General features: G+C 64.8%; 19 protein-coding genes. 11 read left to right on the top strand and 8 right to left on the bottom strand.

Going from position 1 to position 21,982, the window contains the following annotated elements:
* Window positions 1–11: 11 nt before the first annotated feature.
* Window positions 12–1,307, bottom strand: coding sequence for an EAL domain-containing protein (locus AB3X94_RS15290; RefSeq protein WP_368612091.1), 1,296 nt, complete (start codon window positions 1,305–1,307; stop codon window positions 12–14).
* Between the two features lie 624 nt (window positions 1,308–1,931).
* Here AB3X94_RS15290 and AB3X94_RS15285 point away from each other — a divergent pair.
* Entirely contained in the window at window positions 1,932–2,222 is a 291-nt protein-coding gene (locus AB3X94_RS15285; protein ID WP_176108925.1) for a putative quinol monooxygenase, read from the top strand.
* An 83-nt stretch (window positions 2,223–2,305) separates the two neighbouring features.
* Here the strand turns inward: AB3X94_RS15285 and AB3X94_RS15280 are convergent, their stop codons facing one another.
* From AB3X94_RS15280 to AB3X94_RS15270, 3 genes are all read right to left on the bottom strand, one after another.
* Window positions 2,306–2,563, bottom strand: coding sequence for a DNA-binding protein (locus tag AB3X94_RS15280; RefSeq protein ID WP_368611978.1), 258 nt, complete (start codon window positions 2,561–2,563; stop codon window positions 2,306–2,308).
* Window positions 2,564–2,798: 235 nt separating this feature from the next.
* Entirely contained in the window at window positions 2,799–3,038 is a 240-nt protein-coding gene (locus AB3X94_RS15275; protein ID WP_018432260.1) for a hypothetical protein, read from the bottom strand.
* Between the two features lie 173 nt (window positions 3,039–3,211).
* Window positions 3,212–3,850, bottom strand: a complete 639-nt coding sequence (locus AB3X94_RS15270) for a YdcF family protein (RefSeq protein ID WP_176110607.1) — start codon at window positions 3,848–3,850, stop codon at window positions 3,212–3,214.
* A 346-nt stretch (window positions 3,851–4,196) separates the two neighbouring features.
* Between AB3X94_RS15270 and AB3X94_RS15265 the strand changes: the two genes are divergently transcribed.
* Window positions 4,197–4,520 (top strand): hypothetical protein, encoded by a 324-nt coding sequence (locus tag AB3X94_RS15265; RefSeq protein ID WP_176108923.1) that lies wholly within the window; start codon window positions 4,197–4,199, stop codon window positions 4,518–4,520.
* A gap of 369 nt (window positions 4,521–4,889) precedes the next feature.
* On the opposite strand, the gene AB3X94_RS15260 is transcribed toward AB3X94_RS15265, so the two are convergent.
* Entirely contained in the window at window positions 4,890–5,141 is a 252-nt protein-coding gene (locus AB3X94_RS15260; protein WP_176108922.1) for a hypothetical protein, read from the bottom strand.
* 322 nt (window positions 5,142–5,463) lie between these two features.
* On the bottom strand, window positions 5,464–5,865 hold the full coding sequence (locus AB3X94_RS15255) for a transposase (RefSeq protein ID WP_013089147.1): 402 nt from the start codon (window positions 5,863–5,865) through the stop codon (window positions 5,464–5,466).
* Window positions 5,866–6,271: 406 nt separating this feature from the next.
* Between AB3X94_RS15255 and AB3X94_RS15250 the strand changes: the two genes are divergently transcribed.
* From AB3X94_RS15250 to truB, 9 genes are all read left to right on the top strand, one after another.
* Window positions 6,272–7,174: a LysR family transcriptional regulator gene (locus AB3X94_RS15250; RefSeq protein WP_176108921.1), complete on the top strand. Its 903-nt coding sequence runs from the start codon at window positions 6,272–6,274 to the stop codon at window positions 7,172–7,174.
* Between the two features lie 186 nt (window positions 7,175–7,360).
* Window positions 7,361–8,581, top strand: coding sequence for a pyridoxal phosphate-dependent aminotransferase (locus tag AB3X94_RS15245; RefSeq protein ID WP_368611977.1), 1,221 nt, complete (start codon window positions 7,361–7,363; stop codon window positions 8,579–8,581).
* A gap of 376 nt (window positions 8,582–8,957) precedes the next feature.
* Window positions 8,958–10,010, top strand: a complete 1,053-nt coding sequence (gene scpB, locus AB3X94_RS15240; protein ID WP_368611976.1) for an SMC-Scp complex subunit ScpB — start codon at window positions 8,958–8,960, stop codon at window positions 10,008–10,010.
* Window positions 10,011–10,073: 63 nt separating this feature from the next.
* Complete coding sequence (gene rluB, locus AB3X94_RS15235) at window positions 10,074–11,843, top strand: 23S rRNA pseudouridine(2605) synthase RluB (RefSeq protein WP_176108918.1); 1,770 nt, start codon at window positions 10,074–10,076, stop codon at window positions 11,841–11,843.
* Between the two features lie 624 nt (window positions 11,844–12,467).
* A complete protein-coding gene (gene rimP / locus AB3X94_RS15230) occupies window positions 12,468–12,926 on the top strand; it encodes a ribosome maturation factor RimP (RefSeq protein ID WP_006052964.1) in 459 nt (152 codons plus the stop codon).
* Window positions 12,923–14,398 carry a transcription termination factor NusA gene (nusA, locus tag AB3X94_RS15225; RefSeq protein ID WP_176108917.1) on the top strand — a complete coding sequence of 492 codons (1,476 nt, stop codon included), beginning with the start codon at window positions 12,923–12,925 and terminating at the stop codon, window positions 14,396–14,398. Before rimP ends, nusA begins: the two co-directional genes overlap by 4 nt.
* Before the next feature lie 94 nt (window positions 14,399–14,492).
* Complete coding sequence (gene infB / locus AB3X94_RS15220; protein ID WP_368611975.1) at window positions 14,493–17,420, top strand: translation initiation factor IF-2; 2,928 nt, start codon at window positions 14,493–14,495, stop codon at window positions 17,418–17,420.
* Between the two features lie 220 nt (window positions 17,421–17,640).
* A complete protein-coding gene (rbfA, locus tag AB3X94_RS15215; RefSeq protein WP_008922231.1) occupies window positions 17,641–18,006 on the top strand; it encodes a 30S ribosome-binding factor RbfA in 366 nt (121 codons plus the stop codon).
* A gap of 78 nt (window positions 18,007–18,084) precedes the next feature.
* A complete protein-coding gene (gene truB / locus AB3X94_RS15210) occupies window positions 18,085–19,020 on the top strand; it encodes a tRNA pseudouridine(55) synthase TruB (protein ID WP_368611974.1) in 936 nt (311 codons plus the stop codon).
* A gap of 122 nt (window positions 19,021–19,142) precedes the next feature.
* Here truB and AB3X94_RS15205 read toward each other — a convergent pair whose 3' ends face one another.
* Together AB3X94_RS15205 and AB3X94_RS15200 are read right to left on the bottom strand one after the other, a co-directional pair.
* Complete coding sequence (locus tag AB3X94_RS15205; RefSeq protein WP_368611973.1) at window positions 19,143–20,705, bottom strand: DHA2 family efflux MFS transporter permease subunit; 1,563 nt, start codon at window positions 20,703–20,705, stop codon at window positions 19,143–19,145.
* Between the two features lie 34 nt (window positions 20,706–20,739).
* Window positions 20,740–21,981: an EmrA/EmrK family multidrug efflux transporter periplasmic adaptor subunit gene (locus AB3X94_RS15200; RefSeq protein ID WP_176108913.1), complete on the bottom strand. Its 1,242-nt coding sequence runs from the start codon at window positions 21,979–21,981 to the stop codon at window positions 20,740–20,742.
* Between the last annotated feature and the right edge of the window lies 1 nt (window position 21,982).

Raw genomic sequence — 21,982 nt, 5'->3', positions numbered from 1 at the left:
GGCGCGGGTCGCTAACGCTTTGCGCCGCGTCTGCCAGTGCGCACATCCGGCGGCGATGCCTCCGGCACGAAGTCGACGCACAGCACGTTCGTGCCGTCGCGCTCGAACGCGATCGCCGCGGTGTAGCAGTCCTGACCATCGGCGAGCGAATAGTGCGGCCCCATCATCGCGACGCGGCCCGGCGCCGCGAGCGCGTGCCGGAAATACGCACGACGCGACCAGTTGCTGCGCGTCTCCGTATAGAGCGGTGCGAGCCGCTTCGGGGGCGGCGAGACCGAGGCGGCCGTCACCGAAGGCCGGGTCTGCTCCCCGTGGCCGTCGGTGAGGAATACACGGCGCGCTTCGGGCAGATGCCAAACCTTTTGCGCAGCCTGTTCGAGGTTGCCGGTCGCCTTGTAGGTGTCGGCGGCGGCCAGCACCGCTTCCGCGAAGCCCTCGAAGCCGAGCCGCTGGTGGCCGGCGTGCGCGCGCTCGTAGTCGGCGAACTTGCTCCAGATCGACTCGACGAGCGCGGGCACCTTCGTGCAGGCGGCCCGCACGCTGCTCTTCGGCTGGCCGAACCAGAAGCCCTGCACGAAATCGACGTCGGCCTGCATCAGGATCATCAGCTCCTCATCGGTTTCGACGCCTTCGGCGAGCACCAGCGTGCCCGACTGATGCAGCATCGCGATCAGATGGCTGATCATCGATTCGTCGCCCTCGCGCTTGCCCGCGCGCGCAACGAGCGAACGGTCGAGCTTGACGATGTCGGGGCGGAAGCGCCACACGCGGTCGAAGTTCGAGAAGCCGGTGCCGAAGTCGTCGATCGCGATCAGGAAATCGCGCGGCTGCGACGCGGCGAGCATGCTGGCGACGGCGGATTCATCGTCGGCGGGTTGCTCGAGCACTTCGATCACGATGCGCTCCTGCGGCAGCCCGAAATGCGCGGACAACTCGTCGATGAACGCGCGCTGCGGCCAGCCGGTCTCGAATACCTGCGGGCGCGTGTTCAAAAACAGCCACCCGGTGCTGATGCCTTGCTCCATGAAGTTCGCCACGTGCAGGCAGCGCGCGATGCGGTCGAGTTCGCGCGCTTCGGCGGCCGAGCGCGTGCCGGAGAACAGTACTTCGGGCGAGACGGGCAGGCCGACCGGATCGAACGCGCGCAACAGCCCCTCGTAGCCGACCACGCACTGATGCGTGACCGACAGCACCGGCTGGAACACGCTGTGCAATGTCAATGCGCGCCAGGTCGCGGTCCAGCCCGACTCGCCGCGGACCAGGTGCGGGAGCACGCCGCTCACGGTCAATTCGCTGACGGATGGCATAGAAGCGGGCATCAGAGCTGACATGGGATTGTTGCGGCAAGGGGTGAAGGGGCTCGCAAACCCATTCGGCGCGCAGCGTTCGCACACCCGAAGCGTCGCCGGGACGTCAGGAATGCGTCCCGCGAACACGGAGGGCAGTACCAGCTACGCTGGACTCCGGCGAATTGGTCAAAATGAGTCTAGCAGTTTGCAGCGCGCATCAATGTGCGGGTTATCACAAAGGCATAAGCGCGAAAATAGTCCGCAAAACGGCTGCCAACGGCCGTGCGGCAACCCGTTGCGGTCATGCGCCGGAGCGTTTCGCGCGCTTGCCACGCGTGAAACCGATTCTCAATCGCAATCAGTTGCCGTACCACGCCGAGGGTAGCAGGGCGCCCAGTGGTCGCCCGCCAAACTCCAGGCGCCGACGGTGCACCCATGTTAGCGCCGGTGCGGTGGCTGATGTGGCGGTTCGGGCGGCGGGCTTCGCACTGCTTCGCCGCGCGGATTCTGGCTTGACGCGACGGTGGTCCGGCGTGGCGGGCGGAGGCGAGGTTCATGCGTCGCCAGGCTGGTTAGCGCCGTCGTCGGCAGGTTCGGCGACCGGCGGGTATGCTGCTGGTTTTCTTAAGGAGGAGATCAGGCATGGCGGAAATCGCGGTGGTCGCAATTTCGGTGGCGAAACCGGGGCACGAGGAGCTGTTGCGCGAGGCGCTCGAAGGCATCGTCGGGCCGACGCGCAAAGAAGCGGGTGTGCTGCAGTATGACTTGCACCGCGACGTGCAGGAGCCGCGCCGGTTCGTGTTTGTCGAGCGATGGGAAAGCCAGGACGCGCTCGCGGCGCATGCGAAATCCGCGCATATCCAGGCTTATAAGAAAGCGGCCGCGGATTGGATCGAGCACGCGGAGATTCGCGTAGTGTCGAAGATCGCCTGAGTCCGGGTGCGGGCGTCAGCGGCGCGCGGACAACACGCCGGCCAGGTGCGGCGGCACCGCGGCCGCCGGCGCGCCGTCAGCGATTAGTGAGTTGCTTGCGGGACATCGAGAATCAGGATGATGGTCCAGTCGGCGTCGCCGTCATGGTGATACTGACGCTCCGCGACGATGAACGGCTGCTGCTTGCCCGCCGGGCCGAGAAACAGCACGTCGCCTTCCATCGGCAGGCATTCGACGGGCGGCAGCGCGAGGTACGCTTCCTGACCGACACGCGGCATCAGTTTTTCGATCTTGCGAGATGCTGCTTCGGTCCATTCGATATCAAGCTGGATGTTGCTCATGCTGTCCTCCGCACCAGGGTGCGCACGGGTTAGGGGATGCCGGCGGCTCGCCGGTCGGTGCGCGACTTTAGCATACAGAATGCTGTGCGCCGGAGGCTTCGCCAGACCGGTGTGCGTTCGGAGTGCCTCGTCGGCAGCGAGCCGATCACGCAAATAAAAAAGCCGAAACCGGCGCTGCCGGCTTCGGCTTTTTCACCTTCACGACGAGGCCGCGAGGCGAGATCCGCGAAGTCGCTCAGGTACCCGACGTGTCCGCACCCTTCTTCGGATGATGCGGAGCCATCTTGTGATGCTTGGCCGGGGCGGCGGGTGCGCTTTCCATCGACTGCTCGCGGTTTTGCAAAGCTTGCGCACGCTGCTCGACGTCGGCGGCCTTGGCCGGATCGGTGCTCGTCGTGATGCCCTGGTCCTGCGCGTAAGCTGCGCCGGCCGCGGCACACAGGGAAACCAGGATCGCCATGGACACTTTCTTCATCGTTACCTCCATAGAGTGGTGGTGGACCCGAGTATTGCCCGTCCAGTGGGAAAGACAACTCATTCTATCGAGCAAACTCCGCTGCAGCCGATGGCTTTGTAACCGCGCTCAACATTTGTTACGTTTTGTAATGACTTCATCGATCTGCGAGAGCGGTCGGCCTACATCGTTCGTCAGAACCAGCCGATCGCGCGATACAGGTGAAACTGCGCGAGGCCGATGAGCTCATGCAACGCTATCTCCGCCGCCACGAGATTACCGAAGCGCGGCAGCACGCCGAGCCGCACGCGCCGCGCGCTCGAAATCTGCGGCTGTGGCTCGACGCCGAAACGGCGAAAGTCGAGCAGCGCACGCGGCATGTGATACGCGGAAGTGACGAGTATCAACGTGTCGTAATGTGATTGGCCGACAATGACCGAGACGTTGCGCGCGTTCTCGTAGGTCGTGCGGCTGCTTTTCTCGAGCACGATGTCCGAGCGCGGCACCTGCTGACGCAGTAGATAGGGCAGGTAGGTGTCGGCTTCCGTCGCGCTGTGCCGCTGAGGATTGCCGCCGCTCACGATCACCTGGCAGACGATCGCCGTGCGCTTGCAGGCCGCGTAATTCAGGGCGCTGACTTCGATGCGCGAAAGCACGTCACGCGGTGGCACCAGCACGTGGTCGTGGTCGTAGACCGTGCCGCCGCCGAGCAGGATGATCGCGGTGCGTGGCGCGAAGGTGGCGGCCTCGGCGCTCTGTCGTTGCGGCTGCGCGAGATCGAGCAGTGGCGCGCTCAGCCAGCCGGCCGCGAGCAGCCAGAACAGCGCGATCATGCAGACGATGAGCGGCCGTCGCGCACGTTTCCATAGCACGATTGCTGCAAAAAAAAGCGCTAATAAAGTGAATAGAATCAATTTAAATGGGGTAACGTATGTCTTTCGGGATAAATCCACGGGCCTGCCATCGCGCCGCGGCGGTTGCATCGTCGGTTCGGGGAGAGAACGCTAACATGCCGTTCTGACGGGGGTTCCGAAAACGAGACCAGGCAGCATCTGGCGGAAATCCGCTGTCGAACAGGCGGCGAGCTTCTGACCAGGAGCGGGTGCTACGCGCGTCGCCGGTGGCGCAGCGACGCGTGGGCATGAATGTGTCATAGCTGCACTTTAAGAAAGAAGTGAGATGACCACGTATTCCAACGAAGCGGTACTTGAAGCGCTGCGGCGAGCGCAATATCGCCAGGTTCCCTGGGCCAGAAGGCCGGGTGTCTTCCAATATCTTCGCGCGCTGGGGCTGATGGACACCGTTCGTCAGCGAACCGTCGCACCGGCGCCGGGCTTTCATGCCCCCGTCGACATCGCCGTGCTCACCGAACGCGGCAAAGCGGAGTTTGTGCGGCTCGAGCACGACGAGCGTCTGCTCACATGGACAGCGCAACGCATGAATGATTACGTTCTCGGCGCGGCCGAAACGCAGTCCGCGGCGACAGCCGAAGTCAGGCCTTAGTTCAAGGTTCATCGCTTATCTGAATCACTGTCCGCCCGGGCCTGTCACCCCCACGGCGGGCGGTCTCTACCGTCGGCCGGTCGCTGTGCGCGTCCGCGGGCGACTCTCGGCTTCCCCATCGACGATGCGGCGACGCGTTCCGCGCCGGCCGTTTGCCGTTGCGCGCCTGTCATGCCATCAACGCCACGGGGGCGAAAAAAAGCCCGTATCACGAGGATACGGGCATACCGGAATTACTACTGCCACGCTGTGCTAATGGCGTTGAGTCAGACTGGTGCCGCGTCCGGTGGTTCCCCGCTCGTGCATACGCAATGCGAGAGACTTGGTGCCGCGTCGCCCGACGCGCCATCCGCGCGGCGACACACGACATCAACGCCGTCGCTGTTCCGCGCGCGGCGCATCGGGCCGTGCCCGCACATTGCTGGCGATATCGCCGCGCAGATCGCCTCGCGGCGTGGGCGGCGTGAAGTCGCGATTGTGGGCCTCGCTTTGCTGCCACGCTTCCAGCGTAGCCTGACGGTCCGGGCGCCAGTTCCACCCTTGCGGGCGTTGTTGGGCAAATGCCGGCGCGGCCATCGATGAAATCACAATGCCGCACAACAGCAGTGACATTGGTTTCATTCCAAAATCCCCCTCAACCTCGAGCCCGTCGCGACTCAAGGCCTGTTTGCATAGGTATTAAGTTATGCCGGGGTAAGAAAGGGTGCTGTAATTAATAGTAAATGGATGTTTCACCAGGAGCTGTCGGGGCAGTTTGTTAGTCTGAGGCAGACCGCAACGATCACTCCGTGCGGATGGCGCACCGAAAGCGGGCGCGAAACCAGGGAGCGTCCCGCGGCGACCGTCAAATGCTGGCGGGTCGTGGCGTGCACGCAATCGAGAATAAGGCGGCTGGATAAAAAACCGGGCGCCCGCAGGCGCCCGGTGACAACGTAGTTTCGCGTCAGGCCATCTTGACCGGCGCGCGCCACGATTCCGGATTGGTCCAGAACGCGCCGCGCATACGGTCGCGGCTCGGGGGTGCCGGCGGTTTCGCGGCCGTTGCGCCGATCCTGCCGCGCAACGAGATTTCACGGCCGCTGGTGCCGAGCCGCTTCACAATTTCAGCGAGCGTGCCATCGGCCTGCCACTCGTCGAAACGCCGGCGGCAAGTCGGCGGGGACGGATAGCGGCCCGGCAGCTTGGACCAGCCTTCGCCCGTCGACAACACCCAAAGTACGGCGTTGACCACCGCCCGAGCTTCCACGCGCGGTCGACCGCGCCGTTCGCTGCGCGCCGGCTCGGCACAGAACAAAGCCTCGACCAGCGCCCACTCGTTATCTCTCAAATCGTCGAACAGCATCATGTATCACCTCAGCGAAGCTAACTCCGGTGCGCTGCCCCGCGCCGCGCACTCTTCATACACTCGATAGGCGAGTGCCAAAGGGGACGGGCTTGCCACGGATTGCCATTTCAGTCGGAAATCATGGCGCCGACCCTGCGCGTCTCATAACGCACGAAGTGTGCCAATTTGATATCGATTGCCTGAAAGCCCTGTGGCGGCGGGCCAACGCGGGCGCCAACCAGGGCCGTATATGAATCCAAAAAGCCCATCTCGCAAATCGGGACAATCACCAATCTTGTGCAGATGGGCCCGGCCAGCGGGCGTTCGCGCCTTTTTGCTGCATCGCGGCGACCGTTGTGACTGGCGCTGTGCAGCGCGGATTTAACCTACAATGCGCATTAAATTGCCTTATTGATGAGGTCAGCAAATGAATGTCACGCTGCGACAGCTCAGGGTTTTCATCGAGGTGGCGCGTTTGCAAAGCTTCAGTCGGGCCGGCGATGAAATCGGCCTCACACAGTCGGCGGTCAGTCGCTGCGTGCGCGAGCTCGAAGGCGAAATCGGCCTGAAGCTCATCGATCGCACGACGCGCGAAGTGCAACTCACCGACGTCGGCGGCAATCTGGTGTCGAGCGTGTCGCGGCTGCTGTCGGATCTCGACGACGCGTTGCGCGAGATCCGCGAAATCGGCGAGCAGCGCCGTGGACGCGTGGTGGTCGCGGCGAGCCCGACCGTCGCGTGCCGGCTGATGCCGCGTGTGGTCGCGTCGTGCGGGCAGCAGTTTCCTTATGTGACGCTTAGTCTGCGCGACGACGTGCAAAGCGACGTGGTGCGCAAGGTGAAGTCGGGTGAAGTGGACTTCGGCGTGATCATCGGTCCGTTCTCCGACGACGACCTGCTCAGCGAGACGCTGATGACCGACTCGTTCTGCATCGTGTCGCGTGACGATCACCGGCTCGCCGCGCGCAAACAGGTTTCGTGGAAGGACCTCGACGGCGAGCAACTCGTGATGCTCGACTATGCGTCCGGCAGCCGCCCACTCATCGACGCCGTGATGCAGGCGCAGGGCGTGAACGCCACCGTGGTGCAGGAACTCGGCCATTCGGCGACGGTGTTCGGGCTCGTCGAGGCGGGCGTCGGCATCAGCGTGCTGCCGTGGCTCGCGCTGCCGCTGCCGGCGGGGGCGTCGCTGGTCGCGCGCCCGCTGGTGCCGCGCGCGGAGCGCCGCGTCGAACTGGTGCGGCGGCGCGACCGGTCGCTGTCGCCCGCGGCCGAGGCGGTGTGGAATCTGATCCGGCAGTTGCCCGGGCGGGCCGAGGAGTTGAATTAACGGGCGGGATCGTGTGCGGACTGTCCGACTGGTGGAGGCGGTGGACCTGTGGGCCTGGCCCGCCGCCCAACCGGCGTCTGCTTCGCCGCTGTCCGGTCACCCGGCGCGCTAAACTACCGCCGTCATCGCGCACGCCTTCGCGGTTGCGCCCAGAGCCTCTTATCCTTCACCCTCGCGGAAGCCTCGATGAGCGAATTGGACCTGCCCGTGCCCTCTACTCCGAATGCGCGCGACGCCGTGCGCGCGCTGCGTCCATCGCAAATCCGGGAAGTCGCGAACGCCGGTTTCGGCGTCGGCGACGTGCTGCCGTTCTGGTTCGGCGAGTCCGACCGCGTCACACCCGCATTCATCCGCGACGCCGCGAGCACCGCGCTCGCCGCCGGCGCGACGTTTTACACACACAATCTCGGCATCGCGCCGTTGCGCGCGGCGCTCGCGGGCTACGTCAGCGAGCTGCATGGCGCAACGTCACTGGGGCACATCGCGGTTACGAGCGCGGGCGTCAACGCGCTGATGCTCGCCGCGCAACTGGTGGTCGGCGCCGGTGACCGGGTCGTTGCGGTGACACCGCTATGGCCGAATCTGGTCGAGATTCCGAAGATTCTCGGCGCGCAGGTCGAAACCGTCGCGCTCGGCTACGGTGAACGCGGTTGGGCGCTCGACGTCGGGCAATTGCTTGCCGCGCTGACACCCGACACGAAGATGCTGATGATCAACTCGCCGAACAATCCGACCGGCTGGGTGATGAATCGCGACGACCAGCGCACCGTGCTCGAACACTGTCGGCGGCACGGAATCTGGATCGTCGCGGACGAGGTCTACGAGCGGCTCTACTATCCCGGTGATGACGCGGCGCAGGCGGCCGGCGCACGCACGGCGCCTTCGTTTCTCGATCTCGCGACGCGCGACGAACGCGTGATCTGCGTGAATTCGTTTTCGAAAGCCTGGCTGATGACCGGGTGGCGGCTTGGCTGGATCGTCGCCCCGACCGCCTTGATGGATGACCTGGCGAAGCTGGTCGAGTACAACACGTCATGCGCGCCGTCGTTCGTGCAGCAGGCGGGCATCGCGGCGCTCGAACAGGGCGAGCGCTTTACGCAGGAGCTGGTGCGCGACCTGAGGAGCTCGCGTGATCATCTGGTGCGCGCGCTCTCGACAGTTCCCGGCGTCGACGTGAAGGCTCCGCTGGGTGCGATGTATCTGTTCTTCGCGATGCCGGGCTCGACGCGCAGTCTCGATTTGTGCAAGGCGATGGTGCGCGAGGTCGGACTCGGCGTGGCACCGGGCAGCGCGTTCGGGCCACAAGGCGAGGGGTTCGTGCGCTGGTGCTATGCGTGCGATACGGCGCGGCTCGATGCGGGCGTCGAGCGCTTGGTGCGGTTTCTGGCGCGCCGCGCCGGCGCGTGAGCGCATGGCGTCGCGCGTCCGTCGCGTATTGACCTGGCGCGCCGCAAGCGGCGAAAGGCCGCGAGTCGTGGAAATCTTCTCACTGGCGACCCGGTCCCGGCGAGCGCGGGCACACCGGTCGCCGCCGCGGCAGAAGATGCACGGAGGATCGCGGCTTTACGCCCCGGTCGTTTTTGCGTAATATGGCGCTCAGTTCACGCGAATCCTTTCAGGAATATCGCCGCTCCGTCCGGCTGGGTCTGGCTCGATAAGTCTGTTCGCCACCCCCCGGTGCGTGCTCCCATCAATATGACCGATCAGAATCGGGCGAGCGCGTCTTCAGTTCCACATCGTCTGTTTGATCCGGTTCTTTGACCACAGGGTCTGACCTAGCTGCATGAATACCCAAGAGGCGAAGATCGTCCTCGAGACTGCCTTGATCTGCGCGCAGGAGCCGTTAAAGCTCGGCGAATTGCGCAAGCTCTTTGCCGACGGCGTGTCGGCAGACACTGTTCGGACTTTGCTCGAAGACCTGAAGCGGGATTGGTCCGGGCGCGGTGTGGAGTTGGTCGGGCTGGCGTCGGGCTGGCGGTTTCAAAGCAAGCCCGCGATGCGTTCGTATCTGGATCGACTGCATCCGGAAAAACCGCCGAAATATTCGCGCGCGGTGCTCGAAACGCTCGCGATCATTGCCTACCGGCAACCGGTGACGCGGGGCGATATCGAAGAAATTCGCGGTGTGACGGTGAATACGCAGGTCGTCAAGCAGCTCGAGGATCGCGGCTGGATCGAGGTGATCGGTCATCGCGACGTGCCGGGGCGTCCAGCGCTGTATGCGACCACGCGTCAGTTCCTCGACGACCTTGGCCTAACAGCGCTCGACGAATTGCCGCCGCTGGCCGATCCGTCCGCGCAACTGAACGCGGATCTGCTGGGTCAGCACGCAATCGAATTTGCCGAAGGCGACGCGCATAGCGTGCCGCAGCCAGATCAGGATGCAGGACTCGACACGGCGGGTGACGCGGGCGAGCCGGCTTCGCCGGAAGCGGGGCAGCAGTCGGCGTCGGGATTTGCAGCAGCGCCGCCCGAGACCGTAGCCGCGTCGACGTTCGAGTCGGAGCCCCGTGCAGAAGCGACTGGGCAGTCCGGCACGACGAATGCGTCAAGTGCATCAGACGCGTCGAGCGCGCCGCACGGCACGCAACAACAGCCCGAACCGGCACCCACGGCAACGCAGACCAGCGTCGCCGGTTCGGCACAGCATCAAGATCCGGTCACCCCGACCGATCCGGCAACACCCGCGCACGACTCGGGCGTGACTCGCAATACGGAGCACGCCGCCGAGCCGAACCCGATCGAGGCGGCGCACGACGGTCCCGAGGATCGCCGCGATGCCGCGCAGGACTCAGGTTTTCTGACCGACGACGAAACCGAGTCGCGCAGCGCCTGACGTAACCGAACTTTTTTGCCGCGCCCGCAACGGGCGCGCGCGACCTGACATTTTGAGGTTGTTTTGACACATACCCATGACACCGATTCGTCCGAATCCGAGCGCCCCGTGCCGTCGGCGCGGACCGACGAACGCACTACGCAAGCGTCGGCAGGCGAGGGCGAGCGCCCGGCTCACGGCGCGGAAGCAGAGGGCGAAGAGCGCCCCCGCCGCGGTCTGCGTCGCGGGCCGCGCAGCCTGATCGCGCGACGCCGCGCCGGCGCGAAGACGAAGGCAGCCGAGGGCGCGCCGGTCGTCGCCGAAACACCGCCGGACGGCGAGGTTGGCGCCCAGGCGCGTGCGCCGCGCAAGGACGCGGGCGCGAAACAGGGCGGACGTCGCAATGCCGGCGGCGCGGCGAAGCGCGAGGGCGCGCCGCGCGAAGGCCAGCGCGAGCGTCAGCCGCGCGAAGGTCAACGTGAGGGCCAGCGCCAGAATCGACGCGGCGCCGATGCGGCCCCGGCTACCGAATCGGCTCAGGACGATCTGTTCTCGTACGTGACGTCGCCTGCATTCGATGCCGACAACACCACGACTGGCGGCGTACGCGCGCCGATGCTGCGCCGTGGCAAGGCAGCGGGCCCGAAGCGGGTGTTGTCGCCCGATGACGACGCGCCGAAGCTGCATAAGGTGCTCGCCGAGGCGGGCATGGGCTCGCGCCGCGACATGGAAGAGCTGATCATCGCCGGCCGCGTGTCGGTGAACGGCGAGCCGGCGCACATCGGCCAGCGCATCATGCCGACCGATCAGGTCCGCATCAACGGCAAGCCGGTCAAGCGCAAGCTCGCCAGCAAGCCGCCGCGCGTGCTGCTGTACCACAAACCGACCGGCGAAATCGTCAGCCACGCGGACCCGGAAGGCCGTCCATCGGTGTTCGACAAGCTGCCGCCGATGAAAACCGCCAAGTGGGTTGCGGTCGGGCGTCTCGACTTCAACACCGAAGGTCTGCTGATGCTGACCACATCGGGCGATCTCGCGAACCGCTTCATGCATCCGCGCTATAGCGTCGAGCGCGAATATGCGGTGCGTGTCGTCGGCGAACTGGCCGAGGGTATGCGCCAGAAACTGCTGCACGGCGTCGAACTCGAGGACGGCCCGGCGAACTTCCTGCGCATCCGCGATGGCGGCGGCGAAGGCACTAATCACTGGTACCACGTCGCGCTCGCCGAAGGGCGGAATCGCGAAGTGCGCCGCATGTTCGAGGCGGCCGGCCTGATGGTCAGCCGGCTGATCCGCACGCGTCATGGCCCGATCTCGCTGCCGCGTGGTCTGAAGCGCGGCCGCTGGGAAGAGCTCGAGGACAATCAGGTGCGCGCGCTGATGGCCTCGGTCGGCCTGAAGGCGCCGACCGAGGAACGCGGTGGCCGCAATGCGGCGCCGGAGCGTCGTCAGCCGGATCCGATGCAGACGTCGATGGGCTTCATCAGCCGCGAGCCAGTGCTGATGTCGCATAGCCGCTTCGAGCAGCAGCCGCGCGGCCAGGGCCGCCGCGGCGCGGCGGGCGGCGGCTTCGGCGCGGGCATGGGGAGCGGCGCTGGTTTCGGTGCCGGCGCAGGCAATCGTGGCAGCGGGGGGCAGCGCGGCCGCGACGTCGACGGCAATCGCGCGCCGTCGCCCAACGGCAATCGTGCGCGCACGGGCGGCAAGCGTGCCGGCCCGGCCGGCAACAGCGGCGGCAATCGCGGACCGGGTGGCAATCGTGGCGGCAACACCAACCGCGCCGGTGGTAACGCGGGTCCGGGTGGCGCGAATCGTGGTGGTGGCACGGCGCGCGGTCGCTCGCGGGGCCGTTAAGCGGGACGCTGTACCGATGCGGTCATACCCTTCGGTGCAGTTCGTACGACCTGCAAGGCTACGGCCGCTTCAGACGGCTCGTTCGGCAAACGCGACGCACGTCAATGCGGAGTGCTTGCCGGACGAGCCGTTTTTTGTTCTTGCCGATTTGATGCCGCCTCTCGTTTGCTGCGTTCAAGCGAGCGGCTTTCCGATCCGTCAAACTTCGTGCGAGACGGCGCCGAATACCATAAGCACGATTCACCGCAACGCGCTGGCGTAACCTGCCCGGCTCCCTTTCCGCACGGCTCGCGCGACCTTGCAAAACCCCGGATTTGCCGCCACATTGTCGAAAGATTCCTATCAAATCAAGTGGAAATGCGCATCGCCCGTCGTTCTGCGGATTGCCTTTGGGCCGAAAAATGGCTACAATCGCGAAGTCGCTGGGCGTACGGTTTCATGTGCGGCTCAGGTGCGACCACCGGCAATAAGATGATGGGCGTTCAGCCCATTTTTTTTTGCCGCTCAGTTCATCGTGGTTCGGCATCTCGGGTTCGCACCAACGTGCGCCGGCTTGGCGCGCGGCCCGCATTGGTTGTTTGCAGAAGAGGCGAGGCTCGCTGCGCGAACATCTAAGAGGGCACTGTGCAACTGACGGAACTGATTGAAACCACGGTCGTGGGACTCGGCTACGAGCTCGTCGATCTCGAGCGCACCGGGCGCGGCATGTTGTGTATCTATATCGACCAGCCAGCCGGCATCGCAATCGAAGACTGCGAGAAAGTCACGCGTCAGCTCCAGCACGTTCTGACGGTCGAAAATATCGATTACGAGCGGCTCGAAGTTTCGTCGCCCGGTCTCGACCGCCCGCTGAAAAAACTGGCGGATTTTGAACGTTTCGCGGGCAGCGAAGCGGTTATCACACTGAAAAAGCCATTGGACGGTCGGAAATCGTACCGGGGTATTTTGCATGCTCCGCAGGGCGAGACGATCGGTCTGGAATTTGAAGGAAAAGAAGGCGCCGCGATGCTCGATTTCACGCTCGCGGACATGGACAAGGCGCGCCTTGTTCCGAAAGTTGACTTTAGGAGCCGCAAACAATGAGTCGCGAAGTGTTGATGCTGGTGGATGCGCTGGCACGCGAGAAGAATGTCGACAAGGACGTGGTATTTGCCGCGCTCGAAGCGGCTCTCGCTTCGGCCTCCAAGAAACTCTTCGAAGAAGATGCGGATATCCGCGTCCACATCGACCGTGAAAGCGGCGAGCACGAAACGTTTCGCCGCTGGAAAGTGGTGCCGGACGAAGCCGGTCTGCAGGAGCCGGATCAGGAAATCCTGCTGTTCGAGGCGCGCGAGCAGCAGCCCGACATCCAGCTCGACGAGTTCATCGAGGAGCCGGTACCGTCGATCGAATTCGGCCGTATCGGCGCGCAGGCCGCCAAGCAGGTGATCCTGCAGAAGGTGCGCGATGCCGAGCGCGAGCAGATCCTGAACGACTTCCTCGAGCGCGGCGAACACATCATGACCGGCTCGGTGAAGCGCCTCGACAAGGGCAACTTCATCGTCGAGTCGGGCCGCGTCGAAGCGCTGCTGCGCCGCGACCAGCTGATCCCGAAGGAAAACCTTCGCGTGGGCGACCGCGTGCGCGCGTATATCGCGAAGGTCGACCGCACCGCGCGTGGTCCGCAGATCGAGCTGTCGCGTACGGCGCCGGAATTCCTGATGAAGCTGTTCGAGATGGAAGTGCCGGAAATCGAGCAGGGCCTGCTCGAGATAAAGGCGGCGGCTCGCGATCCGGGCGTGCGCGCGAAGATCGGCGTGGTCGCTTATGACAAGCGCATCGATCCGATCGGCACCTGCGTCGGTATTCGCGGCTCGCGTGTGCAGGCAGTGCGCAACGAGCTCGGTGGCGAAAACGTCGACATCGTGCTATGGTCGGAAGACCCCGCCCAGTTCGTGATCGGCGCGCTCGCGCCGGCAGCCGTGCAGTCGATCGTCGTCGATGAAGAAAGGCATTCGATGGACGTCGTCGTCGACGAGAACGAACTCGCGGTCGCGATCGGCCGCAGCGGCCAGAACGTGCGACTTGCCAGCGAGCTCACCGGCTGGCAGATCAACATCATGACGCCGGACGAATCTGCGCAGAAGCAGAATCAGGAGCGCGGCGTCCTGCGTGACCTGTTCATGGCGCGTCTCGATGTCGACGAGGAAGTCGCCGACATCCTGATCGACGAAGGCTTCACGAGCCTGGAAGAGATCGCCTACGTGCCGCTCAACGAAATGCTCGAAATCGAGGCATTCGACGAAGACACCGTCCACGAACTGCGCAACCGCTCGCGCGACGCGCTGTTGACAATGGCGATCGCGAACGAAGAAAAGGTCGAGAATGTAGCGCTCGACCTGAAGAGCCTGGACGGCATGGACGCCGACCTGCTCGCGAAACTGGCCGAACATCAGATCCAGACGCGCGACGAACTCGCCGAGCTGGCCGTGGATGAACTGGTCGAGATGACTGGGATGGGAGAGGATGCCGCTAAGGCGTTGATCATGAAAGCACGTGAACACTGGTTCCAGTGAGAAATGACCATGGCGCACTGAATTGAACGCGGCCGCGAGGCCGCATGACCCGATGCTAACCGCAAGGAATCGGTCCTTGCATTAAGAGGAATGAATGGCGAGTAACAACGTAGCCCAATTTGCCGCGGAACTGAAAATGCCTGCTGGCGTGCTGCTCGAGCAGCTGCAGGCAGCGGGCGTCCAGAAAGCGAGCGAAGACGACAACCTGTCCGAGGCGGACAAGGCGCGTCTGCTCGATCACTTGCGCAAGTCGCATGGCTCGAACGATGCCGACAAGCGCAAGATCACGCTGACGCGCCGGCATACGTCGGAGATCAAGCAGTCCGATGCGACGGGCAAAGCTCGCACCATTCAGGTCGAGGTGCGCAAGAAGCGCACGTTCGTCCGCCGCGACGAGACCGTCGCGGAAGGCGGGGATGCATCGAATCATGTGGCCGAAAGCGCGGACGTCGAAGATCTCGAACTGCAGCGTCGTGAGGAAGAAGCACGTCACGAAGCCGAGCTGCTGGAAAAGCAGGCGCAGGAGCTAAAGGCGCGTCAGGAGCAACTCGAGCGCGAAGAGGCCGAGCGTCAGGCGCGCGAGCAGGCTGCGGAAGCCGAGCGTCAGCGCGCGGAAGAAGAAGCGAAGAAGCGCGCAACGGCTGCGGCCGAGGCGGCGGCTCGAGAGAAGGCTCAGCAGGCGGCGGCGCAAGCCGCTGCGCCGGTTGCCGCGAAGGCAAGCGTTCAGGACGACGAACGCGCGGCAGCGGAACGCGCCGCGCAACGTGAAGCTGCGAAGAAGGCGGAAGACGCTGCGCGCGTGGCTGCCGAAAAGGCGCGCGCCGAACAGGAGGAAATCGCCAAGCGCCGTGCCGCGGCCGAAGCCGAAGCGCGCGCGATTCGCGAAATGATGAACACGCCGCGCAAGGCGCAGGTGAAGGCGCCGGAACCGGCACCGAAGCCCGTTGAGCCGGCCAAGGGGGCCGAAGCCAAGGGTACGCTGCACAAGCCGGCGCGTCCGGCTGGCGAAGCACCGGCTCGCCCGGCAGCCAGGAAGCCGGCAGCCGCGGCTCCGGCACCCGCAAGCGCTCCGTCCACGGGCGACAAGAAGAAGCCCGGCGCCGGCGGCAAGGGCGGCGGCAACTGGCAGGACGACGCAGCGAAGCGCCGCGGCATCAAGACGCGCGGCGATTCGAGCGGCGGCGTCGATCGCGGCTGGCGCGGCGGTCCGAAGGGTCGTGGCAAGCATCAGGAGCAGACCACCACGTTCCAGGCGCCGACCGAACCGATCGTGCGTGAAGTGCACGTGCCGGAAACCATCACGGTGGCGGATCTCGCGCACAAGATGGCGGTGAAGGCTTCGGAAGTCATCAAGGTGATGATGAAGCTCGGCCAGATGGTCACGATCAACCAGATGCTGGACCAGGAAACGGCGATGATCATCGTCGAGGAACTAGGCCACCGTGCGCTCGCGGCGAAGCTGGACGATCCGGAAGCCATGCTGGTCGAAGGCGAAGCGAGCGATGCCGAAGCGCTGCCGCGTCCGCCGGTCGTTACCGTGATGGGTCACGTCGACCACGGCAAGACCTCGCTGCTCGACTACATCCGCCGCGCTAAGGTTGCGGCAGGCGAAGCGGGCGGTATTACGCAGCACATCGGCGCTTACCACGTGGACACGCCGCGCGGCGTGATCACGTTCCTCGACACGCCGGGTCACGAAGCCTTTACGGCAATGCGTGCCCGCGGTGCGAAGGCGACCGACATCGTGATTCTGGTGGTGGCCGCCGACGACGGCGTGATGCCGCAGACAAAGGAAGCTATCTCCCACGCGAAGGCTGGCGGCGTGCCACTCGTCGTCGCGATCAACAAGATTGACAAGCCGGAAGCGAATCCGGAGCGCGTGAAGCAGGAACTCGTCACGGAAGGCGTCGTGCCGGAAGAGTACGGCGGCGACTCGCCGTTCGTGCCGGTGTCGGCAAAGACCGGCGCGGGCATCGACGATCTGCTCGAAAACGTGCTGCTGCAGGCCGAAGTGCTGGAATTGAAGGCACCGGTCGAATCGCCGGCCAAGGGGCTCGTGATCGAAGCGAAGCTCGACAAGGGTAAGGGCCCGGTTGCAACGATCCTCGTCCAGTCGGGTACGCTGAACCGTGGCGACGTCGTGCTGGCAGGCAGCGCCTACGGTCGCGTGCGGGCCATGCTCGACGAAACCGGCAAGCCGACCAAGTCGGCGGGTCCGTCGATCCCGGTCGAAATCCAGGGTCTGTCGGAAGTGCCGCAGGCAGGCGAAGAAGTGATCGTGATGCCGGACGAGCGCAAGGCGCGTGAAGTAGCGCTGTTCCGTCAGGGTAAGTTCCGCGACGTCAAGCTCGCCAAGCAGCAGGCCGCGAAGCTCGAGACCATGCTCGAGCAGATGGGCGAAGGCGAAGTGCAGTACATGCCGCTCATCGTCAAGGCCGACGTGCAGGGTTCGCAGGAAGCGCTGGTGCAGTCGCTGCAGAAACTCTCCACCGACGAAGTGCGCGTGCAGATCGTGCATGGCGCGGTCGGCGGCATCAGCGAGTCGGACGTCAACCTCGCGACGGCGTCGAAGGCGGTCATCATCGGCTTCAACACCCGCGCGGATGCGCAGGCTCGCAAGCTCGCGGAAGCCAATGGCGTCGATATCCGCTACTACAACATCATCTACGACGCCGTGGATGACGTGAAGGCGGCGATGTCGGGCATGCTGGCGCCGGAGAAGCGCGAAGTCGTGACGGGCACGGTCGAAGTGCGCCAGGTCTTCAAGGTACCGAAGGTCGGCACGGTGGCGGGCTGTATGGTCACGGACGGTTTCGTCAAGCGCTCGTCGTCGGTGCGCGTGCTGCGCAACCACGTCGTCATCTTCACGGGCGAGCTCGATTCGCTCAAGCGCTTCAAGGACGATGTGAAGGAAGTCCGTCAGGGCTTCGAGTGCGGTATGTCGATCAAGAACTTCAACGATATCGTCGAAGGCGATCAGTTCGAAGTCTTCGAGGTCACCGAAGTCGCGCGTACGCTGTAATCCACGCGACACGGCACAACGGGCGGAACGGGCTTGACGCCCGCTCCGCCCGTTGTTTTTGAGTCCGCTGCGTCGAGTTTGTCGCTGGCTTCGTTGCCGCGTTCGTCGCAAATGGACTCTCACTGGCCGCGGCGAGCGCGACGCCGTCGTATCGAACGGATAACGAACACGGCTCGCGCGAACCAATTTTTGCATCCGTTATAGCGGAGCACTTAACACCATGCCTAAGAAACGTACTACTCCCAATCGCAACGTGCAGATCGCCGATCAGATCCAGCGCGACCTGGCCGAGCTGCTGCGCGAGGTCAAGGATCCGCGCATCGGCATCGTCACGTTTCAGAGCGTCGAGCTGACACCCGACTACGCGCACGCGAAGGTCTACTTCACGACGCTGACGGGCGACCCGCAGCAGACGCTCGAAGCGCTGACGCACGCGGCCGGCCATCTGCGCAATCTGCTGTTCAAGCGCCTGCATATCCATACGGTGCCGACGCTGCATTTCCACTACGACAAGACGATCGAGCGCGCCGTGGAGATGTCGCGGTTGATCGACGAGGCAAATTCCACGCGCGCGAAAGACGACTGAGCGTCTGCCATGCCGTCGCGTTCCATGTAGCGCGCGGCGCCGTTTTTCATGTTTCCCGAACGTTCTGCCTCCCTGGACATGACCGCACCTCAACGCCCCCGCGTGCCTCGTCGCGCGCTCGACGGCGTGCTGCTCCTCGACAAGCCGCTCGGCCTGTCGAGCAACGACGCGCTGGTTCGCGCGAAACGTCTCTATCTGGCGAAAAAGGCGGGCCACACCGGCACGCTCGATCCGCTCGCTACCGGCTTGCTGCCGCTGTGTTTCGGCGAGGCGACCAAGTTTTCGCAAGACCTGCTCGAAGCCGACAAGACCTACGAGGCCACGATGCGCCTCGGCATCCGCACAACCACCGGCGATGCCGAGGGCGAGGCGCTCGACATCCGCGCCGTCGACTGCGACGAAGCGGCGGTGCGGGCGGCCTTGCCGAGATTCATCGGCGAGATCGTTCAGGTTCCGCCGATGTACTCGGCGCTCAAGCGCGACGGCAAGCCGCTGTATGAGTACGCGCGCGCCGGCCAAACGGTCGAGCGCGAAGGGCGGCACGTGACGATTCACGCGCTCGAGCCGATTGCGTGCGCGCTGCCGGATGTCACGTTTCGCGTGACGTGCAGCAAGGGCACGTACGTGCGCACGCTTGCCGAGGATATCGGCGAGGCGCTCGGCTGCGGCGCGCATCTGGTCGCGCTGCGCCGTACGGGCGTCGGCGCGCTGACGCTCGATCATTCGGTCACGCTCGACGCGTTGAGCGACGCGACCCTACCCGAACGCGACGCATGGCTGCAACCGGTCGACGCGTTGCTGTCGACGTTCCCGCAGGTCACGCTGAACGACGACGACACGCGTCGCTTCTTGCACGGCCAGCGCCTGAAGCTTTCGTCGTTGACGATCGCCGCCGATGCCGTGAATGCCCCGCGCGTGAGGGTGTACTCGGCGCAAGGGCGGCTTCTGGGGGTCGCGAAACCGGGCGAAGGCGTGCTCGCACCCGAACGTCTGGTCATGACGACGGAGAGCTAGGGGCCGCCGTTTTGCCAGCACGGCGCGGACAATAAAAAAGCGGGAACGCCATCGTGCGATCCCGCTTTTTTATGCCCTACAGTGGAGCGGGTCGAACTCAAGCAACACCGCGAACAACCCACTCAATGCGCCGCAGCCGCCGCCGCCCCCGAGTGACCGCCCGCCCGTTCCGGCCGCGTGATCCAGATCAGCGCGATCAGCGCGACAAAAATACCGGCCGAAATGAAGAACAGATCGTTCACGCCGAGCTGCGCGGCCTGCTGCGTGACCATGGTATTGAAGAGACCATAGGTCTGCTGTTGATCCAGGCCCGCTGCGCCCATCTGATGAATCGACTGACCAAACACCGGGTTGTAAGCGTTCGCCTGCTCGGTCAGTTGTGCGTGATGCATGATCGTGCGGTGATCCCACGCGGTCTGGAAAATCGACGTGCCGATACCGCCGCACATGATCCGCACGAAGTTCGACAGCCCCGAGGCCGCCGGAATCCGATGGCCCGGCAAGCCCGACAGCGTGATCGACACGAGCGGAATGAAGAAGCCGGCCATGCCGATTCCCTGAATCAGCGTCGGCAGCATCAGTGAGTACGTATCGACGCCCGTCGTATAGCGCGAGCGCATCCAGAAACACAGCGCGAAAATCAGGAACGACAGCGTCGCGATATAGCGCGGATCGGTGCGCGGCAACACCTTGCCGGTGATCGGGGACAACAGGGTCGCGAACACGCCGACGGGCGCCATCACGAGTCCCGCTTCGGTCGCGGTGTAGCCGAGATCGGTCTGCAGCCACAGCGGCAACAGCACGAGATTGCCGAAGTAAAGCCCATAGCCGATCGACAACGCGATCGTGCCGCCGGTGAAGTTGCGCCGGCTGAACAGCGACAGGTCAACCACCGGATGCTCGGCCGTCAGCTCCCACACGATGAAAAACGCGAGCGCGATCACCGCGACGAGCGCGAGCACGACGATCGTCGTCGACGAGAACCAGTCGAGGTCCTTGCCCTTGTCGAGCATGACCTGAAGCGAGCCGACCCAGACGATCAGAAGACCGAGGCCGACGCCGTCGATTGGCGCCTTCTTGATCACCGAGTCGCGGTTACGGAAGATCATCCACGTCGCGGCGGCCGCGACCGCGCCGACCGGAATGTTGACGTAGAAGATCCACGGCCACGAGATGTTGTCGGAAATCCAGCCGCCGAGAATCGGACCGGCAACCGGCGCGATCAGCGTTGTCATCGCCCACATCGATAGCGCCATTGGCGCCTTCGCGCGCGGATAGCTCGCGAGCAGCAGCGTTTGCGACAGCGGGATCATCGGGCCGGCCACCGCGCCTTGCAGCACGCGCGACGCGAGCAGGAACGGCAGGTTCGGCGACAGCCCGCACATCCATGACGACAGCACGAACAGCACGATGGACGCCATGAACAGCCGCACCTGGCCGATGCGGTCGGTGAGCCAGCCGGTCAGCGGTACCGAGATCGCGTTGGCCACCGCGAACGACGTGATCACCCAAGTGCCCTGGTCGGACGACACGCCGAGGTCGCCGGAAATCGACGGGATCGACACGTTGGCGATCGACGTGTCCAGCACGTTCATGAACACGGCGAGCGACACCGCGATGGTGCCGATCACCAGTTGCGCGCCCTCGAGCGGCGGGTGAGGGACTTGCGCCTGAGCCTGAGCCATTAAAAGAGCCTTCTAGGAATCGTCGGGCGGAGCGTTAGCTCTTATGGGCTGCCGGTTTCGTGGCGGCCGCGGCGCTCGCCGCGGTCGACTTCTGCGCGCCGCCGTTCGCGTTCTGGCCAGCGTTTTCCGCGATGATGCGCGCGATTTCCGCGTCGGCTTCCGCGCCGTACTTGTCGAAGACGTTGGTCTGGTAAGCCGTGGACGGCGCCTGACCGAGCTGGCCGCCGGTGTCGTCCTTGATGTTCACGTCAGCCTGCATCGACAGGCCGATGCGCAGCGGATGCTTCTCCAGTTCCTGCGGATCGAGCGAAATACGCACCGGCAGACGCTGCACGACCTTGATCCAGTTGCCGGTCGCGTTCTGCGCTGGCAGCAGCGAGAACGCCGAGCCCGTGCCGGCCGAGAAGCCGATCACCTTGCCGTGATAGGGCACCGACGAGCCGTAGACGTCGGCCGTCAGCTCGACCGGCTGGCCGATGCGCATGTGCTTCAGTTGCACTTCCTTGAAGTTCGCGTCGACCCACACGTCGTGCAGCGGCACGATCGCCATCAGCGGCGTGCCCGGCGATACGCGCTGGCCGACCTGCACCGAGCGTTTCGCGACATAGCCGGTGACCGGCGCGGGCAGCGTATTGCGAGCGTGGTTCAGGTACGCGTCGCGCAGCTTCGCGGCGGCGGCCTGCACGTTCGGGTGATTGGCGATCGTGGTGTTCGCGGTCAGCGCGCGGTTGGCCGCGAGTTGCTGTTTGGCGGCGTCGAGCGCGGCTTGTGCGCTCTTCACGGCGTCGCGTGCGTGCGAGATTTCTTCCTGCGATACAGCGCCGGTCTGCGCCACCGTCATCCGGCGCTTCAGGTCGTCCTGGGCTCGCGACAGGTCGGCCTGGCTCGCTGCGACCCGCGCTTCGTACTGGCTGTCGTCGGCGAACAGGCCACGCACCTGGCGCACCACCTGCGCAAGATTGGCCTCGGCCTGTTCGAGCGCGACGCGCGCGTCGGCCGGGTCGAGCACGACGAGCGGGTCGCCGGCCTTGACGACCTGGGTGTCGTCCGCATTGACCGCAATCACGGTGCCCGTGACCTGCGGCGTGATCTGCACGACGTTGCCGCTCACGTAGGCGTCGTCGGTGTCTTCATGGAAGCGTGCGTCGAGGAAGTAGTACAGGCCGTACGCGACCGCGGCAATCAGGATCACGATGACGAGCAGCGTCATCATGCGCTTGCGTTTGCCGTTGTTGGCCGCTTGCGGTGGAGTGGCGGGCTGCTGGGGGGTGCTCATT

Origin of the sequence: Paraburkholderia sp. BR10923 (assembly GCF_040948765.1) — a bacterium.
Lineage (GTDB): Bacteria > Pseudomonadota > Gammaproteobacteria > Burkholderiales > Burkholderiaceae > Paraburkholderia > Paraburkholderia youngii.
Note: the sequence above shows the minus strand (reverse complement) of the source record. Positions and strands in the feature narration are given on the sequence as shown.

Coding starts and splice junctions, on each gene's coding strand:
- AB3X94_RS15290 (WP_368612091.1), bottom strand. CDS start 1,307: ATGCCATCCGTCAGCGAATTGACCGTGAGCGGCGTGCTCCCGCACCTG.
- AB3X94_RS15285 (WP_176108925.1), top strand. CDS start 1,932: ATGGCGGAAATCGCGGTGGTCGCAATTTCGGTGGCGAAACCGGGGCAC.
- AB3X94_RS15280 (WP_368611978.1), bottom strand. CDS start 2,563: ATGAGCAACATCCAGCTTGATATCGAATGGACCGAAGCAGCATCTCGC.
- AB3X94_RS15275 (WP_018432260.1), bottom strand. CDS start 3,038: ATGAAGAAAGTGTCCATGGCGATCCTGGTTTCCCTGTGTGCCGCGGCC.
- AB3X94_RS15270 (WP_176110607.1), bottom strand. CDS start 3,850: ATGATCGCGCTGTTCTGGCTGCTCGCGGCCGGCTGGCTGAGCGCGCCA.
- AB3X94_RS15265 (WP_176108923.1), top strand. CDS start 4,197: ATGACCACGTATTCCAACGAAGCGGTACTTGAAGCGCTGCGGCGAGCG.
- AB3X94_RS15260 (WP_176108922.1), bottom strand. CDS start 5,141: ATGAAACCAATGTCACTGCTGTTGTGCGGCATTGTGATTTCATCGATG.
- AB3X94_RS15255 (WP_013089147.1), bottom strand. CDS start 5,865: ATGATGCTGTTCGACGATTTGAGAGATAACGAGTGGGCGCTGGTCGAG.
- AB3X94_RS15250 (WP_176108921.1), top strand. CDS start 6,272: ATGAATGTCACGCTGCGACAGCTCAGGGTTTTCATCGAGGTGGCGCGT.
- AB3X94_RS15245 (WP_368611977.1), top strand. CDS start 7,361: ATGAGCGAATTGGACCTGCCCGTGCCCTCTACTCCGAATGCGCGCGAC.
- scpB (WP_368611976.1), top strand. CDS start 8,958: ATGAATACCCAAGAGGCGAAGATCGTCCTCGAGACTGCCTTGATCTGC.
- nusA (WP_176108917.1), top strand. CDS start 12,923: ATGAGTCGCGAAGTGTTGATGCTGGTGGATGCGCTGGCACGCGAGAAG.
- infB (WP_368611975.1), top strand. CDS start 14,493: ATGGCGAGTAACAACGTAGCCCAATTTGCCGCGGAACTGAAAATGCCT.
- rbfA (WP_008922231.1), top strand. CDS start 17,641: ATGCCTAAGAAACGTACTACTCCCAATCGCAACGTGCAGATCGCCGAT.
- truB (WP_368611974.1), top strand. CDS start 18,085: ATGACCGCACCTCAACGCCCCCGCGTGCCTCGTCGCGCGCTCGACGGC.
- AB3X94_RS15205 (WP_368611973.1), bottom strand. CDS start 20,705: ATGGCTCAGGCTCAGGCGCAAGTCCCTCACCCGCCGCTCGAGGGCGCG.
- AB3X94_RS15200 (WP_176108913.1), bottom strand. CDS start 21,981: ATGAGCACCCCCCAGCAGCCCGCCACTCCACCGCAAGCGGCCAACAAC.